This window comes from Halorubrum californiense DSM 19288 (assembly GCF_000336875.1).
Lineage (GTDB): Archaea > Halobacteriota > Halobacteria > Halobacteriales > Haloferacaceae > Halorubrum > Halorubrum californiense.
The window spans coordinates 83992-100676 of the sequence record NZ_AOJK01000050.1; the positions used below are offsets into that span (position 1 = coordinate 83992).

Here is a 16685-nt window from a genome sequence, read left to right on the forward strand (position 1 = left end):
GTAGGGTAGGGTAGTTTACCCGTAGAGTATCTCGTCGATATCCGCTTCGTCGGTCGCGACCCCGGAACTGACCCGACCACGCTGCATCTGTTCTTTTTCGTCATCCGATAGCGGGAGCGATGATGCCATATCGGTGTCTCTCTCACGAGCCCTCATAGTCGTTACTCGAACGACTCCAATTTCCCGACGATCTTCGTGTACACGTTCGGCGCCACGTACCAGCCGTGGTCGATCATCGTGTCGATGGCGTCACGGCCCTCCGCAGTCGTCAGCGCGCCGTCCTTCACAGCTGAGAGGGCAACGTACGCGGTCCCGCGCGTCTCGACGTCCTCGACCGCGGCCGCGGAGCGTCCGGCGGACTCGTCCATCACGGCGACCGCGCTGCGGGCGTCCGCACAGGCGAGGACCGCGACGTCGGCGTCGCTCAACCCCGGATGCCGCGCGAGTCGCGTCGCGACCGGCGAATCGTCGGTGTCGACCGCGAAAGTGTCGACGAGACCGTCCTCCACGGCGCGCTCGATCCGACGCGCGTCGTCGTACCCGCGCTCGACGCCGGTCGTCACGACCTCGCGGTAGACGGCCTCCGGAACGACTCGCGGCTAGTCCAGCGTCTCGATCACGTCGAGCCGGTCCGCCTTCGCGAGGTAGATCAGCGGCGTCGCGTCGAAAACCCAGCTCACAGCTCGTCGAGGTCGGCTTCGAGGTGATCGGTCGAGACCCACACGTTGTCGGCGTCTGCGACGAGGTCGGCGAACTCCCAGACGGAGACCTCGGCGAGGTCCGCGGCCTTCGTGAGCGACACCTCACCGTCGGCGAACCGTTCGAGCGCGCGCTCGGTGCGCCACGCTTCGAGCCCCTCGCTGAGGAGCTTCCGGACCGCCGTGCTCCGGTCGAGGCGTTCCGATTCGAGGTACGCCTCGAGTTCCGCTTCGAGGTCCTCGGGGACCCGAGTGGAGATGGTTGGCATGCTGTTTGCTATGTATATGATGTATTCATAGGTTTCGGCGGGCGTAGATCTAGCGATCACGCTGACCACCATCGTGTCACCGCACACCAGCTGGCGGAGACCGACGCAGTCTTCCGAGCCGCCCGAAGGACTAAACGGATATCGGTCGTATTTCATCGTATGACCTCGATCGTCCGGGACGAGGCGATTCGCTCCGGCGAGCCGCGTGTGGAAGGGACGCGGATCACCGTGCGCGACGTCAAGCGGCGCGTGATCGACGCCGATGAGGATCCACACGTCGTCGCCGGCGAGTATGAGATCTCGATGGCCGACCTCTTCGGCGCGCTCGCGCACTACTACGAACACCGCGACGCGTTCGAGGACGACGAGCGGGAGGCCGAGCGGACGCGTCGCGATGGCGAGCGACGGACGCGCGCCCTCGTCGAGGAACTCCACGGCGAGAACTCGGGGTCGACAGAGGACGCAGCGTAGCCGTGTCGCGGATCCTCGCAGACGCGAACGTGCCCGAGGAGTACGTCTCCGCGCTCCGAGGCGACGGGCACGACGTCGTGTACTCCCGGGAGATATCCGGACTCGATCCCGAAGCGACTGACAACGCGATTGTGGCGTACGCCGAATCCGAAGGGATGGCTATCGTCACGACTGATGTGAAAGACTTCGCTGATCGCGACGCCGTCGTCCCGGTCTTCGTCGCACCGCAGGATATGACCGGCGGGGCCGTCCGTGCAGCGGTCGCACGTATCAAGGCGCTGCCGTTCGATCCGGCGGAGACGGATCCCATCTGGCTCTCGTCGCTTTGATCGCCGTTAACTCGATCGATTCCGACTTCCGGGCGAGTCACGTGTGTCGGTCCGGAGCAACGCACCACCCGCGTTCGGTCATTGCGTCGTTTGTCTCGCGTCCCCGATCGGACGATAGCTTCTCGCGTTTCACCGGCGAGCGAACCACGGACGCGGGGGAAGATGGTGTGGATACGGCGTTTGCTCCGTGTACGATGTATTCATGGGTTTCGCTGGAATCGTCGATCGAACGGTTCGGCGATCGGAATAGGTCCGACCTTTGCCGAGTGTCTCTCAGTAGGCAAGCACGTCATGCGAACCCGCCGGAGGGACGGGGACCACAGCAGAACGGGTTGTGAACGGTCAAATCGAGAGCACGCAGGAATCGCCCTGCGCGCTGAACGAGATCGACGGAGGGGTCTCGCCGATAAATGATTGGAAAAACTTAATTATCTCATTATTAACTTCTACCTGTTGATGAATCTCCCCGTGCGTGACAGCGGGTCGACGTTGATAATGGGTCCGACGTTGTCAGGACGGCGGCGGTTACTCTACCGGCTGTTACGGGAGTCGCCAGGGCGGCCGGCTGTGGTGGCAACGCGCGAGCCCACAGAGTGTCTTCGGTCGCGGTACCACCGGCTGACTGGCGACGATGCGTCTACTCCGATCGTCATCGACTGTATCACGAACTCTCTCGGCCGATCAGAGGAGGACACGGAGACGACGAAGTACGCACAGGACCCGGGGAATCTCACGTCGATCGGTACGAAGTTCGCTGCTGTTCTCGACCAGCACGAAACGGATCAACTCTCTGTCGGCCTCACGAACCTCTCGCCGCTGCTGGTATACACGTCGCCTTCCGACGTGTTCCAGTTCGCACATATTCTCGTCCAGAAATCGATCGGTACCGGCTGGCCGGTGATCGCGACGATCGACCCTAGCGTTCACGACGCATCGACCGTTGAGCAGTTCGTTCCGCTGTTCGAGGGCGTGATCGAGACGCGGCGCACCGACGACGAAGACCAAGAGTTTCGGATCCGCAAACCGGAGCGCACGGAATGGGAGACGTTTTGAGGGCGAAGTGCCGGGTGACTCGGAGATCGGAACAACGGTAGACCGGACATAGCTCCTCCCGAGGTGGAGGTCAAGGCGAGCCTCCTGCTCACCTGCTGTTCAGGCATTGCCTGCCCGCAGCCGTGACCTCACTCGCTCGTGTCGAGCGTCTCACTCGGATCGACTGCCGTGGCAACGTCGTCGCTGTGGGTGACCACGAGCCCAGCGCCGCCGCCGACACCGTGAAGCGCCTCGGGGTCAAGCCCTGAGGCTTCCCGTTTCGATGACGCGACTTACAGGAACCGACGAAGACTGTCCTCCATCGGTTTCCACAGCGGTCGCAGTCTCCACGGGCGTCGATTCGGCCTGTCCCAGACCTAACTCTTGAAGACCGCGAGAAAGAACGTTGTACGACGCATTCGCGTCTCTATCCGCCTTGAACCCGCAACTCGGACAACTGTGTTCCCGCACCCACAACGGTTTGTCTGTCTCGACACCACATTCAGCGCACTCTTTGGTCGTCCCCGCAGGATCTACTTGGACCACGTGCGTACCGTACAGGTCGCTCTTGTACTCCAGCATCTCGATGAATCCGCGCCACACGGCATCCTGCTTATTCCGAGCGTTCCCACGCTGTTGAAGCATTCCCGAGACGTTCAAGTCTTCCACGAACACGGCGTCATACGTCGTGACGAGCCACGTCGTGAGCTTGTGCTGGAAGTCTTCAACCCTCCGCTTGATTCTGCGCTTAATCTTGGCAACCCCGCGGCGCTGTTTCTCCCAGTTGTTGCTCCCGTGTTCTTTCCGGGAAAGATTGCGCTGCTCCCGACGCAGGCGTTCGTACTCGTCGGAGAGGTCAAGCCAGTCCACGCTGTCGCCGTCAGACGTGTAGATGTAGTTCTGGATGCCGAGGTCGAGGCCAATACAGTCCTCAACATCCACGTCGTCTACGGCGGGTTTCTCGGGGAGCGTGGTGTCTTCGACTTCGAGGCCGAACGTGACGTACCACTCACCCGTCGTCTCTTTCTTGAGCGTCACCTCTTTGATGTCTGCGTTGTCGGGGATGGAACGGTGGTATCGAATGGGGATGTCACCGATTTTGGAGAGCCAGATTGTGGCAGTCCGGCCACTCGTGTTTTTGAGTTCGAAGCCAGACTGCGAATACGTCATACTCTGGTACTCGCTTGGGGACTTCCAGTTGAGCCACCCGACCTTGTGCCCGTTCTGCTTCTTCTCGGAGAGGTTCGAGAGGTTGTCGTAGAAGCGTTCGACGGTCTTCTGTAACGCCTTCGAGTGGACTTTGGAGAACACAGGCCACTCGTCTTTCCATTCGGTGAGGCGTTTCTGGTGTTGGTACGCCGAACCGATGTTGTCCTCGTCGGTGTCGAGGACACTGTATTCGTAGCGGGTGTGGTTGTATGCTTGGCGGTGGATGTCGATGTGGCGTTCCACTTCCGCAGTCACACCTGTTCGGTCAGGGTAGGCGCGGAAGCGGTAGTCGTACCACATCGCCGTACCTCGATTATCGCTGCGTTGCTAGTTAATGGCTTGTGTCACGGAGTGTCGGCTTCATCCACGGGGTCAAGCCCCGTGGCATTCGCCTCGACAGCCTGTAAAAAGCGATCGCCAACCACCCATAGCCGACAAGCGTGAGGCCGGCCGCGCTCATCCCGCCAAGGACCCACCTGAACGAGACGGCGGCCCACAGCGCGAGCGCGCTGATGTACAGCTCAAGGGGGCGTCCCGTGACTGTGCTCTCCTCGAACGTCTCGATCCGATCGTCGGTCGCGTCCGGTTCGATCACTTCCTCGGGGGCAGCGCGCATCCCCGTCGCAACGACGGCGCCGACGACGGCAACCCCGACCCAGCCGTATCCGACGAGAGGAATCGGGACAGAGATGATGTCGAGCGCCCACAGTCCGGTGAGGCCAGCCAAGATTACGGCGATCGCGCTGTACGCACGGAAGCTCAGCGTGACAAGGCGTTTCATGTGGTTTCAGATATATTATTAGTCGCGATAAATATACTGGCTCGTTGACCGGTTCTGACGGGAACCGAGTTACGCGCGTAATGAGGCCGACGCACCGCTTATCGCGAGAAGCCGGTCCCGCTGAGGTAGGCCGCGAGAATCGGACTCATTACCGCGAATACGGCCAACACGACAACCACCTGTAGCAGCACGAGCCACGACTCCTGTATCGGCGCTTGAACGGCTCCGACCGTCGCGTATCTGCCGACGACGATGATCGTGACTATTGCCAGCCCCCAGAGCATCACTCCGAGCTCTCTGGCGTGGCTTCGATGGACGGGGCCGGGGGAGATGCTGTCGTCGCGGTCACTCTCCACGCCCCCGTTGCCCATACGGCTACATTACCGTCGATTGATAAATACGGATCCGTTCATTTCACCGTCATGTTCGTTGTCTTTTTTTGAAATGACCTCGCATCGGACATCGGGGACCGAACAGCACGAGATGAGCGGTAGAACGGGGGTCTCGGAGCGTGGCGAGATGATGGTACCTGTGACTAGAACAACAGCGACCTCGTGTTCAGCAAGAAACGAGCGACCGTGACGTGGCATTCACGCCGTGATCAAAGTGGTGGAGACGGTCACGCCGCGTGGTCGCTCGCTTCGATCAGCCGTGAGAGTACTTCCTGTTTGTCCGGAGGCTCCACACCCCGCGTGATCCGGCCGGTCACGAGATCAATCAGGTCATACCGTCGCAAGATTGCGCGGGCCTGGCCGTCATCGACGCCGAGTCCCCGCCGAACCTCGTACACCGTCCGCGAGTCGGTGAGGACAGCGACAAGTTCGCCTACAGACACCTCGTCCGGCAGGTCAAGCGACGCAACCGCGGAGAGTGTCGGTTGTGTACCACCGTCAGTCGCCGTCGACGCGGTTGTCTGTGTGTCTGTGGCGGACTCCTCTGGTTGGTCGGCGGCCGTGTCGTCGATTCCGTTGCCGCTCGCTTGTGTTTTTTTTGTCACCCCCTCGTCGTCGCCTGCGTGGGCAGATGCTGTGGAGTCACTATCGCCCGATTCAACTACCTCAGTGGCCCGGTCAGCTTTTTTCTGTGTGGGCGTCTCGGGAGCGTCGTTCGCTGTGGTGTCATCAGCGTCGTTCGCCTGGACATCGCCGCCTGATCGCCGTGAGTGTTCCTCGTCGGCTGGAGCCGTCTCTGACCCTGTTGGGTCCGCCTCACCAGTCTCAGATTCTCCAGTCTCCGCGTCGTGCCCGGATTGGGTCGCGGCACTCGTCACTTCCTCGGCGTCCATCTCTGTCTCGGCAAGCGTATCGCTCGCCCGTGACGTCGGCTCGTGGATGCCGTGTTCGACCATATATCTCCGAACCGTTTGCGGGGTCACATCCACCCCGAGCGCGTCGGTCATCTCGGAGAACGTTGCCTCCGGGTCGTACACCGCGGCGAGCTGATCGGGGTCACGATACGCCGGGGAATTATCGTCCGCGGGAGTGGCGCTGTCAGCGGTGGCCTCGCCGGGTGTCGACTCCACAGACCCCTCGGTGGCTCCCGGATCTGCTGAATCGCGCCCAGCCGTCGAGTCCTCATCAACTGCCGACCCCACCGATGAATCCGCATCTATCGAGCGTGTCGAGTCGCGCTCAGTCGACGCGTTCTCGTCGACCTGTGTCGACCGAGCGGCGTCAACGGGTTGAACAGCACCGTCTTCGTCGGATGTCTCGGTCGCCCCGGTCTCTAGTGAGGCAGTCTCGTCGCCTGTTGACTCCGGAGTCCCGGTGGCAATGTCAAGTTCGATCTGGAGCGTTCCGTCCTCGAGCGTCGCGGCGACGAGATCGAGCTCACACGAAGCGTCTACACGTTCGTCGACGATCGGAACCGAAACACGTGCTGTGCCACGCCCGCTGTCGTCGTCGACAGTGACACGTAAATCCGTGATCTCATTGCCAGCAGTCTCGATCGCAGCAGCGACATCCGCGACTGTATCCAGTCTGTCGCTGGGAGTCTGTTTCATGTTGGCAGGGAAGCATTAACCAGTATAAATCTCTTGTGTGGCGACATTTTTTGGTGGTAATCTCGTAGTCGGTAACTCAAATCGGACTTCATACCCGACATTTTGAGTTTATCAGTACCAAATCTTAGTTTAATGTATTCTATATGGGGGCGATACTATTGGATCGCGACGCAGTTAGCGGCCAGCAACGCACGGACGAGGAACACGGTGAGTTACTCTCACGGAGAGTCCGACGAGTCAGCGCTTCCAGCATATTACGGAGAATCGAGGAGAAAGCCTCGCGCTTCAGCGCGGGGAGGATGTCAACGCGGGGAGGAAGCCATGTACTGGCGCGCGCGAAGTCCCACAAACACAACGACAGCAAGAACGATGAGACCAATCTGCGGATGCGTTCCCATCTCTTGGTAGATCTCGAAGAGCCGAACCCACGGCGCGATATCATCACTCGGAGACTCCGGGACGGGAAACAGCGGATACAGCAGAAAGCGTGCGGTCCACACATCGCCCGTAAGCAAGAACCGGTAGGTGTCACCAAGGAGATGACTCGCGTAGCCGATCGCGAACGCTGCGGGGGTGACAATTCGAAGTTGTTCAGCGAGCGTCTCGGCACTCCAGTGACCACGAAGCCGGATTGTGAGCCACCAGACCGTGAGCGAACACAGAGCGAATGCGAACAGCGAGTGGGCGAGTGAGCGACCGTACGTGAGGATACCAATGTAGGCGAGTGGCTTGTCCACGAGATCAGGAAATTGGCTGCCGAACGCAAGCGGGAGAAGCGCAAGCCGAGCGGGGAGTCGATGGGTGCTGGTGGCCGCGTACACTGCGTACCAGAGATACGCGAAAGCAAGGTGGCCTAATGGAAGCATAAGGGGGAGATAGTGGGTTGCGTGGATAAGAGTAGTCGATCGGGAGCGCTGACCTACAGATAAGCAAGGAGAGAGTCTCGGCCTTTAGGCTGGGCGTGAATCCGACACTCCACTTCACAAACCACGCTCGGCGCTTACTCCGGGGTATCCTCTCTGACTTTCTTTTCGCCTTCGAGGAGTAATCCCTTCCATGTCAACCCACGGTGCTTCTTCAGCTTTTTCAACCGCTCGTATTGCTCGTCGTCGTCAAACTCGATTCGGACTTCGACCATACAGTAACACACAAACCACATTTTTATGTGTGTTCCGATTCAATCAGTAGTTGATGAAGCGATCCAACACGTTTGAGGTGATTCCGCAGTCTGAGGAGGATGAGGAGTTACTTCGACGGCTATTGGACGCTTCTGCCGCTCTCTGGAACGAAATTAACTACGAGCGCCGCGAACACTACAAAGACCCAGACGAAGACGTATGGGACATCAGCGAGTATCGCGGTCGCTACGGCGGAACACTCGGCGCATCCACGGTTCAGCAAATCGAACGCAAGAACCGCGAAGCGTGGAAGTCGTTCTTCAGCCTCAAAAAGAAAGGCGAAGCCAACGGCAAACCCGGATTCTGGGGCAACTCAGACGATGGACGAGAACTTCGCACGTACATCCGAAACACGTCGTACTCCGTCGAATGGGGTGAATACTCCCGCCTTGAAATTCTCGTCGGCAAAGACCTGAAAGACGAGTACGGACTAGGACACCGCGAACGTCTGCGACTCGAAGTTCGAGGCAATCCCAACTGGAAGGAATACGAAAAGCAAGGTCGGTTAGAGTTGTTCTACGACGAGCAAGCACAATCGTTCAGGGCCTTTCAGCCAGTCACCGTCGATGATTCTCGACTGGCACAACCACTGGCTTCAGAAGAAGCCGCTCTGGACATCGGTGCGAACAACCTCGTCGCCTGTACAACCACGACAGGTCAGCAATACCTGTACGAAGGACGCGAGCTGTTCGACAGGTTCCGCGAAACCACGCGAGAAATCGCCCGACTCCAATCACTGCTGGAGGACGGTCGATACAGTAGCCACCGCATCCGGCGCCTGTACGACCGACGTACGAAGCGACGTGACCACGCCCAAGACGCACTCACCCGCGACCTCATCGAACGCTTGTACGATGAAGGCGTTTCGACAGTGTACGTCGGCGCATTAACGGACGTACTCGACACACACTGGTCCGTTGAGACGAACGCGAAGACGCACAACTTCTGGGCGTTTAGAGGGTTCGTGAACCGACTGGCGTGTACCGCTGAGGAATACGGTATGTCGGTGGAAGTACGGTCTGAGGCGTGGACAAGTCAGGAGTGTCCGAACTGCGGTTCGACGGAGGACACGACGCGCCACCGCGACACGCTGACGTGTCCGTGTGGATTCGAGGGGCACGCTGACCTCACAGCGTCGGAGACGTTCCTTCGGCGGCAGACAACGGTAACACGGTCGATGGCACGGCCTGTATGCCTCAAGTGGGACGACCACGAATGGTCAGAGTCACCACGCTCTCCCCGTCCCAACGAGGAGCATACAAACCCGCAAGTTGCCTCCGTGGGAAGGTAACCGATACCCCCAGCGCGAGGAAACCTCGCCGTCGTCGGGCGTAGCCCGACTGCTTGAGGGAGCTTCGCTCCCTCTCCGTTCACGGCGAGGAGGATGTCATTGATACGGTTCACACACCCGCGACACGCCTTCCTCGAACGCAATCGTTGGCTCCCAGCCGGTGGCCTCGTGAAGTTTCGAGTAGTCCGCCATCGTGTCGTGGACGTACTCGTCCAGCGGGTTCTCGATGTATTTGGGCTCGACGTTGGTGCCGAGCTCGTCGTTGATCAGCTCGATCATCTCGTTGAACGAGTAGCTCTCTTCGGTGCCCACGTTGTAGATCCCCTGGAGTTTGTGGTCGGCGGCAAGTTCACACGCGCGAACGACGTCGTCGACATGGGTGAAATCGCGCGTCTGGGTGCCATCGCCGAACAGCTCTGGGCGGTCCCCGTTCACGATCTTGTCGGTGAACTGTGCGACCGTGTTCGCGAACTCGCCTTTGTGCTTTTCGGCGCCACCGAAGCCCTGATATACGGAGAAAAAGCGCATCCCGGCGAGGGTCATCTCATGGAAGTTGTGGAAGTACTCCGCGTAGCGCTCCCGGGCGAGTTTGGACGCTTCGTAACCGGTGCGGGCTTCGACGTCCATCGTCTCGGGTGAGGGTTCCGTGCGGTCGCCGTAGATCGAGGACGTGGTTGCGTACACGACGGTGTCACACCCATCCTGGCGGGCTTGCTCGATGGTGTTCACGAACCCCTCGACGTTGACTCGAGCGCCCTGTGCGGGATTCTCCTCGTGCATCTTGTATGATGAGAGGGCCGCAAGGTGGAACACAACGTCGACGTCAGTTGGGAGATCGTCATCGACGACCGACGCGTCGACGAACTCGACGTCGTCGCTGAGGTTGTCAGGGGTGCCAAGATAACAGTCGTCGACAGCGATTACGTGGTTGCGTTCAGCGAGGTGATTGGCGAGATTCGAGCCGATGAAGCCAGCGCCGCCTGTGACGAGCACACGTGTATCGTCCATGCGTCTCTCTGCTCAACGGTTCCGTGAAAGGGTTGCGGTAGTCAACTACTCCTCCCTACTTCGCTCACCCTGACGGGTTCGCTCGTTGAGGGAGGGGCTTGTCCGTGAGCTCAGCCTCAAACCCGCCCGGGTGGGCGGAGAATCCGCCACTTGGCGTCACCGTTCCAGACTTGAGGGCGAGTTGACTGTCGCCCGTCCGCCGAGACGACTGTTGGCCTCGACGGACATACCGCATCCCGATGTTCTTCGCCGCATTGTAGTCCGCGTTCGCTTCCGACTCACACTTCACGCACCGGAACTCCGTGCGAGTTCGGCGATTCTCGTCTGCCGTGAATCCACACTCGGCGCACCGTTGCGACGTGTACGCCGACCCCACTTGCTTCACAGAGATGCCGACTGCTTTGCTGTGTTGAATAGATGCTGAGTCACGGTTACAGCGGCTCACACAGTGGTTCTATGTTGGTGATGGCGAACATCAAGACGATTTCACGGAACTGCCGATACCAGCCAAGCGCTCGCACGGCATCGCCGAGCGAGCGCTTGGTTGTCGAGTAGGATGTTTCGGCCATCCACCGCTGAGAGTAGCCCTTTGCCCGGTTCAGAGCGTTTTTCGCGGCTGCGTTCGCTGACGAGCCGCGATAATGAACGAGGTAATCGATATCGTGTGCGGCGATTTCGTACTCGGTGTGCCAGTCTTGGAAGCCGTTGTCGGCAGCGACGGACTGCAGGTCGTCCGCGTTTCGGCGGACGACCTGCGGTCCCGTCTTCGTGTCATGCTTCCACCGCGCTGCGATGTGAACGTCGAGAACAGCTAGTGATTCCACATCAGTCAATGTCGTCACTTTCAGCGTCTGTATCGTCCGTCCTGCCCGCTGGCGAAAGTACGAGGAGGCACGTCGCCGATCGAAGAACGTGCTGTCGAGCGCAGCGTGTCCGGACTGCGGGTGCTGCTGCGCGGAAACGCGCAGCAGCGCCCGCCATACCCACATTTTCAGCCGATCAAACGACTTGTAGATCGTGCTGTAGTCTGGGAGATCGTCTGGATCTAAGCCGAGTGCGTCACGAATCTCGGCCATATACTTCAGCCGATTCGGCGTTTCTCGGTAGCTGTGGCCGTCTTCGAGCCGAAGACAGTGTAGCACAACATGTTTCCAGCGGGCGAACCCGCCGCTGGCGGGCTCGCCCGCGTGCTTTCCCAACGCTTGTTTGACTAGGCGACGACACTGCTCAACGAAGTCGAGGAGATCGACTTCCATGGACAGAATCGATTTNACGCTTGTTTGACTAGGCGACGACACTGCTCAACGAAGTCGAGGAGATCGACTTCCATGGACAGAATCGATTTCCTCGGCTTCGTCCTTCTGCTCCGTGATAACAGCTGATTAGATCGCTATTCAACACAGCAGACTGCTTCGGCTTTGTACGCCACTTGCTCGTACAGCGTTCGGAACGCCCACTTATGCCCCCACGACGCGCCGGTTTGCTCGCGGATGTCAGTCAAGTCCTCGAACGCGATCACGTCGCACTCGTATCGAAGTGCTTCATCCACAATCGCGTTCGACGCTTGGTGAACCACGTCACGAACGTATCGTCGTTCGCGTCCACTTGATTGTTCGAGCGTTCTGTGGGCGCTTCGCGTGCCTGTCTGTTGGAGTCCCGCACGGACTTTCTCGAACTCGCGGAGGTTGTGTGAGAGTTCGCGCCCATTGATGAATCGTGCTGTGCTGGTGACGGCAAGGTTTTCAATACCGAGGTCGACCCCGAGGACCGTTCCGTCCTCGGCGGTGTCTCGCTCAGTGTCGGTCTTGGGTCGGCGGAAGCCGATGTGTAAAAAATAGTCGCCGTCACGAGCGGTGAGCGTGCTTTCCGTGACGCTCCAGTGGTCGGAGTCGAGGTACTGCCGTTGGTAGCCATCCTCGGCTTCAGGGAGCGCAAGTTCACATCGAACGCGACTCTCCGTCGTGGAGAGTGACACTGTATCGTCATCGAACAGCGTCATCGTTCGAGTGTCGTACTTTATCGTGGGGGCGGTGAACGTGGGTTTGCTGGCCTGTTTGCCGTTCGAGCGGCGTTCGAGACAGCCGGTGATGGCTTGTGCGGCTTGGTGGGTGGCGAGGATCGCGTGCTGACTCCCGAGGTTGGTTTCCTCGCGCACGTCGTCGTAGGCGAGGGGTTGTACGTCGCTCTTGGCGTTACACTTCCCCCACGCCATGTCCGTGGCGAGTTGGCACCCACGCTTCCACTCGGAGATGGTTTCCTCAAGCAACCCGCGTTGCTCACCGTCTACCGAGAGACGAGTAATTGCCGTCCGACGCACGTGGTCGTCTGCCACAGTTTCAATGTGTACGAGAGGCTACTTATAATCTGGTGTTTGTTACAGATACGAACGCGCTCGTCCCCTCCCTACTCGCTCCCTTCGGTCGCTCCTTGAGGAAGGGGACTCCGCGCTACCGCTTCAGTTGAAAAGATCTCTCTGTAGTCGCGTCGTCTCCATTTAGCTGTGTCGCACCGAGACAGCACGCCAGTCTGAACGACTCTCTCAGCTCTCTAGCGTTCGCCCTGTTGTTTTCGACACCGGTCGCACTGGGCTGCCGCCGAGAGTCCGCGTGGGATCCGTCGTCCACATTTACAGCGTGGCCCCTCCGTGGTCTCTGCCATGGACTACTGTTGGATATTACACAATATAGTTCTTTCTCAGGAAGTACTGCCCTAGGGCTACTACTGTTGTCTTTCGCCTTGAAAAATTGTATATACGGTTACCTCTCCGGCTCGGCCGCAGTGAGAACCGCTTGAACTGTTTCTTGTAGTTCCTCCTTATAGAATGGTTTAATAAGCCAAGCGGCGATACCATCACTGTCCGGAAGTAACTCTGGATCGGTGCCAGAGACCATCACCACTGGTGTCGTTAAGCCACTGGTTCGAAACTGGTCGTGAATGTCGGTGCCAAGCATATCTGGTAGCTTGTGATCAAGGACCACAAGATCGACAGCTGGCGTTGCCTTTCGGATCGCCTCTCGTCCTGTCCGGGCCGAGCGTACTCGATACTCACCATCAAGATAGCGTCGGTAGAGGGACGCAAGATCATCGTTATCCTCTACAAGGAGGACGGTCCTCTCAGCTGTCATACGCTTAACTAGTTAGTTCAGTGTAATATACTTTGGGCTATTTTGACATTTTTCGGGATTCGAGCCGTGATATTGCCGGACACTGGTAGTTGTATCGCTACGATAGCTAGGTGGTGTTGGCGATGGCCAGGATGCGCTCTTTTTTGATGTCTCGGAGGTACGACGGCGCCGAGGGCCACGAGACGAGTACACGAACGTCGACGAGACAGCCGGACGGAAGACACCGAGCGCGACACGCGCACGCACGCCTACTGGACTCGCTTTCGTCTCTGATACCGATCTGTGGCCGTGTAGTCGAGCGATTGTTCGACGACAGGCGTGGGGTAGTGCCGTCGGCCGGAGACCGTAACCGCGCAGGCGACTGGATCAGCATTTTCGAGGTGGAGCCCCCGACCTCAACGAGCGAACCCCGTATGGGTGAGTGGAGTAGAGTAGGGTAGTTTACACGGGAGCGCTCATCGCACCAGACAGCACGTTCCGATTTTATTACATGTTGTGTCAGGTTAATGTTATAACACCGCATTTTGCCGGCACACGCAACCTTCAAATAGTTAGTGAAATTGAATAAGATCAAGACAACATTCGATGGCCACGAAAACCGAGACGCAGCGCGGCGAGGTGGTACAGTCGGCAGACCAGGCTGTCGATCGGACGCAGCGGTCAGCAGACGAACTACTGGTGCGGGACGACGCCGACGAGTCGCCCGTGTTGAGTGTGGTGATGCCGACGCTCAACGAAGAAGACGGGATCAGAACCTGTATCGACTGGATCAAAGCCGCAATCGAGGAACTACAGGTCCCTACCGAAATCCTGATTAGCGACAGTTCGACCGACCGGACGCCCGAGATCGCCCGTGAGATGGGCGCGGTCGTCGTCGAGCCCGACGGCAAAGGGTACGGGTACGCGTACAGGTACGCCTTCGAACGGACCCGCGGCGAGTACATCGTGATGGGCGACGCCGACACGACGTACGACTTCACGCAGATCCCGCGGCTGTTGGACCATCTAGAGGAGACGGGAGCAGACATCGTCATGGGGAGCCGGCTCGACGGCGAGATCAAAGACGGCGCGATGCCGACGCTCCATCAGTACATCGGCAATCCGCTCCTCACGCGGTTCCTCAACACGTTCTATCGAGCCGGCGTGAGCGACGCCCACAGCGGCTTTCGCATCTTCACTCGGGACGCGTACGAGCGGATGGATCTCGAGACGACCGGGATGGAGTTCGCCTCGGAGATGATCATGGACGCCGGGGCCCGCGATCTCCAAATCGAGGAGGTACCGATCATCTATCACGAACGGAAGGGCGAAGAGACCCTCGACAGCTTCCGCGACGGCTGGCGGCACGTCCGGTTCATGCTCGTGAACGCACCGGGGTACCTCTTTTCGGTCCCGGGGATGCTCCTCACGGCGTTCGGCGCGGCGGTGTTGCTGATCGCGCACACCGGTATCGAGATCGGCGCGATGACGCTCGGCACTAACTCGATGATCGCGGGAAGCCTGTTTTCGATACTGGGGGTTCAAGTCGGCTCGCTCGGCGTGTTCGCCACCGTCGCCAGCGACCCGATACAGAAACCGAACGACATGGCCACGTCGTGGATCATGGAGAACGCGACCCTCGAACGCGGTGCGTCTGCCGGGCTCGCGGTCTTCACCGCCGGCGCGGTGTACGCGACTTGGCTCGTGCTCGATTGGGCGCTCAGGGGATTCGGTTCCGTCCCGTTCACGACGAGTTCCCTGCTCGCGTTCACGGCGATCGTGATCGGCGTCCAGCTCGTCTTCTCGTCGTTCTTCCTCAGCTCGGTGAACTGATCGCTCTCGGCCCGTTCCGGTGAAACTGAATTATTACTCAATTAACACGTAATAGGGGTAGCTTGATACCTCCCGATTGGATTTCGGAGTGTCGTACCGATGCCGATCCCATCGAACTGCCCCGCGTGCGGGGACGGTGACCTCGACGTGACGAACGTTCCTCCCCGGAACCACGACCGAGGCGATGAGTGGGTTACCCGGGCGACCTGTCCGTCGTGTTCATACCTCGAGTGGTTCGAGTGACCGTCCGTTGCGGCGGTCGCCGCGGAATTCGGACGACGCGGAGCGGAGTCCCCGACGGCTCAGCATTACACAAGGTGGAGCCTCCGACCTCAAGGAGTAAGCGAAGCGAGCGAGTAGGTCGGTGAGGAAACCGACATGGTACGACACAACCGACATACCGTGGCCACCTGACTCCCAAATAATTAAGAACCGATAGCTCTTCATCTGAAGTANGAGGAAACCGACATGGTACGACACAACCGACATACCGTGGCCACCTGACTCCCAAATAATTAAGAACCGATAGCTCTTCATCTGAAGTATGGAGGGGCGTCGAACCGCGCCGGTCAAGCTCGTCGTTCCCGACGAGCGACGCGACGACCTCCACGAGTCAGCTCGTCAGTTCCTTCACTGTGCGAACCGTGCCGCCGAGTTCTGTTGGGACGAGCGCTCCTACACGAACTGCGTTACGGCGAACTCAACTGCGCGAGACGCGCTCTATGAGGAACTGCGAGAGGAAACTGAACTCACCGCGAACCTTGTCCAAGAGGCTATCCGACGTGCCGTCCAAGCAACGAAAGGGTGTGTCGAACGGTGGAAACAAGGGAAGCGTGTGAGCCAGCCGGAGTTCACGTCGTGGAGTATGCTCTACGATAAGCGAAGCGCAACGTTCTACCGGAATAAAGTCTCGCTTTCAACCGTCAACGGGCGTGTTGAGTGCGAGTTTGAACTCCCGGCGGACAGCCCGACACCCTACGAACGGTATGTTCTTTCGGACGAGTACGAGTTCCGGGCGAGTACACTCCAATACGACAAGGCGACTGACGAGTTCTACTTCCACATTACAACCCGGAAGGACGATGACGACGAGTCCGAGGGTTCGGCAGATACCGGGCACCAAACAGTTCTTGGTATCGACCTCGGAGTCAACAGCCTCGCAGTAGCTTCGACCGGCACGTTCTGGCAGGGTGACGAATACGATCACTGGTGCCGCGAGTTCGAGAAGCGGCGTGGTGAGATACAACAGCGCGGGACGCAGGCCGCACACAATGCGCTTCTTCGCCTCGGAAAGCGTGAAGAAGCGTGGCGAAAACAATACATCCACACGGTTGCCAACGAGATCGTTTCGGAAGCCGTCGAACACGACTGTAACCTGATCGTGTTCGAGGACCTAACGGACATCCGCGAGCGGCTTCCGGACGCGAAGTGGCACCATATTTGGGCGTTTCGACGCCTGTCCGAGTACGTCGAGTACAAG

At 59.2% G+C, this 16685-nt stretch carries 16 protein-coding genes and 3 pseudogenes; 6 read left to right on the forward strand and 13 right to left on the reverse strand.

Features of this window, described 5'->3' with window-relative positions; genetic code table 11:
• Positions 1-161: 161 nt before the first annotated feature.
• Both C463_RS10255 and C463_RS10260 read right to left on the reverse strand, forming a co-directional pair.
• A pseudogene (locus tag C463_RS10255) lies at positions 162-680 on the reverse strand (DUF3368 domain-containing protein).
• Entirely contained in the window at positions 677-967 is a 291-nt protein-coding gene (locus C463_RS10260) for a UPF0175 family protein (protein ID WP_008443435.1), read from the reverse strand. Before C463_RS10260 ends, C463_RS10255 begins: the two are co-directional and overlap by 4 nt.
• A 159-nt stretch (positions 968-1126) precedes the next feature.
• On the opposite strand from C463_RS10260, the gene C463_RS10265 reads away from it, so the two are divergent.
• The 3 genes from C463_RS10265 to C463_RS10275 all read left to right on the forward strand — a co-directional run bounded on the left by C463_RS10265 (position 1127) and on the right by C463_RS10275 (position 2820).
• The gene (locus C463_RS10265; RefSeq protein WP_008443439.1) at positions 1127-1438 is read left to right on the forward strand and encodes a DUF433 domain-containing protein; all 312 of its coding nucleotides are present in this window, start codon (positions 1127-1129) and stop codon (positions 1436-1438) included.
• 2 nt (positions 1439-1440) lie between these two features.
• A complete protein-coding gene (locus tag C463_RS10270; RefSeq protein WP_008443441.1) occupies positions 1441-1767 on the forward strand; it encodes a DUF5615 family PIN-like protein in 327 nt (108 codons plus the stop codon).
• A 495-nt stretch (positions 1768-2262) separates the two neighbouring features.
• A complete protein-coding gene (locus C463_RS10275) occupies positions 2263-2820 on the forward strand; it encodes a DUF7504 family protein (RefSeq protein ID WP_449271964.1) in 558 nt (185 codons plus the stop codon).
• A gap of 237 nt (positions 2821-3057) precedes the next feature.
• Here the strand turns inward: C463_RS10275 and C463_RS10280 are convergent, their stop codons facing one another.
• The 6 genes from C463_RS10280 to C463_RS19225 form a co-directional block, all read right to left on the reverse strand.
• Positions 3058-4308, reverse strand: a complete 1251-nt coding sequence (locus C463_RS10280) for an RNA-guided endonuclease InsQ/TnpB family protein (protein ID WP_008443444.1) — start codon at positions 4306-4308, stop codon at positions 3058-3060.
• A 31-nt stretch (positions 4309-4339) separates the two neighbouring features.
• Positions 4340-4789 carry a hypothetical protein gene (locus C463_RS10285; protein WP_008443446.1) on the reverse strand — a complete coding sequence of 150 codons (450 nt, stop codon included), beginning with the start codon at positions 4787-4789 and terminating at the stop codon, positions 4340-4342.
• A 98-nt stretch (positions 4790-4887) separates the two neighbouring features.
• Positions 4888-5160: a hypothetical protein gene (locus C463_RS10290; protein ID WP_008443448.1), complete on the reverse strand. Its 273-nt coding sequence runs from the start codon at positions 5158-5160 to the stop codon at positions 4888-4890.
• A gap of 248 nt (positions 5161-5408) precedes the next feature.
• Positions 5409-6791: a hypothetical protein gene (locus C463_RS10295; protein WP_008443450.1), complete on the reverse strand. Its 1383-nt coding sequence runs from the start codon at positions 6789-6791 to the stop codon at positions 5409-5411.
• A 302-nt stretch (positions 6792-7093) separates the two neighbouring features.
• Positions 7094-7657 carry a metal-dependent hydrolase gene (locus C463_RS10300; protein WP_008443452.1) on the reverse strand — a complete coding sequence of 188 codons (564 nt, stop codon included), beginning with the start codon at positions 7655-7657 and terminating at the stop codon, positions 7094-7096.
• Between the two features lie 134 nt (positions 7658-7791).
• Complete coding sequence (locus C463_RS19225; protein WP_167539447.1) at positions 7792-7929, reverse strand: hypothetical protein; 138 nt, start codon at positions 7927-7929, stop codon at positions 7792-7794.
• 53 nt (positions 7930-7982) lie between these two features.
• Between C463_RS19225 and C463_RS10305 the strand changes: the two genes are divergently transcribed.
• Entirely contained in the window at positions 7983-9260 is a 1278-nt protein-coding gene (locus C463_RS10305; protein WP_008443454.1) for an IS200/IS605 family transposase, read from the forward strand.
• A 96-nt stretch (positions 9261-9356) separates the two neighbouring features.
• Here C463_RS10305 and C463_RS10310 read toward each other — a convergent pair whose 3' ends face one another.
• The 5 genes and pseudogenes from C463_RS10310 to C463_RS10325 all read right to left on the reverse strand — a co-directional run bounded on the left by C463_RS10310 (position 9357) and on the right by C463_RS10325 (position 13393).
• Positions 9357-10268 (reverse strand): NAD-dependent epimerase/dehydratase family protein, encoded by a 912-nt coding sequence (locus C463_RS10310; RefSeq protein ID WP_008443455.1) that lies wholly within the window; start codon positions 10266-10268, stop codon positions 9357-9359.
• Positions 10269-10332: 64 nt separating this feature from the next.
• Positions 10333-10674: pseudogene (locus C463_RS17755) on the reverse strand (zinc ribbon domain-containing protein); the annotation flags it as partial.
• A 25-nt stretch (positions 10675-10699) separates the two neighbouring features.
• Positions 10700-11524: an IS5-like element ISHla3 family transposase gene (locus C463_RS10315; protein ID WP_008443456.1), complete on the reverse strand. Its 825-nt coding sequence runs from the start codon at positions 11522-11524 to the stop codon at positions 10700-10702.
• Positions 11525-11673: 149 nt separating this feature from the next.
• A pseudogene (locus C463_RS10320) lies at positions 11674-12600 on the reverse strand (RNA-guided endonuclease InsQ/TnpB family protein); the annotation flags it as partial.
• A 424-nt stretch (positions 12601-13024) separates the two neighbouring features.
• Positions 13025-13393, reverse strand: coding sequence for a response regulator transcription factor (locus C463_RS10325; protein WP_008443461.1), 369 nt, complete (start codon positions 13391-13393; stop codon positions 13025-13027).
• 585 nt (positions 13394-13978) lie between these two features.
• Between C463_RS10325 and C463_RS10330 the strand changes: the two genes are divergently transcribed.
• Together C463_RS10330 and C463_RS10335 are read left to right on the forward strand one after the other, a co-directional pair.
• Positions 13979-15205, forward strand: coding sequence for a glycosyltransferase family 2 protein (locus C463_RS10330; RefSeq protein ID WP_008443462.1), 1227 nt, complete (start codon positions 13979-13981; stop codon positions 15203-15205).
• 544 nt (positions 15206-15749) lie between these two features.
• Positions 15750-16685 (forward strand): RNA-guided endonuclease InsQ/TnpB family protein (locus C463_RS10335; protein ID WP_008443463.1); only part of this gene is annotated, 936 nt, incomplete at its 3' end.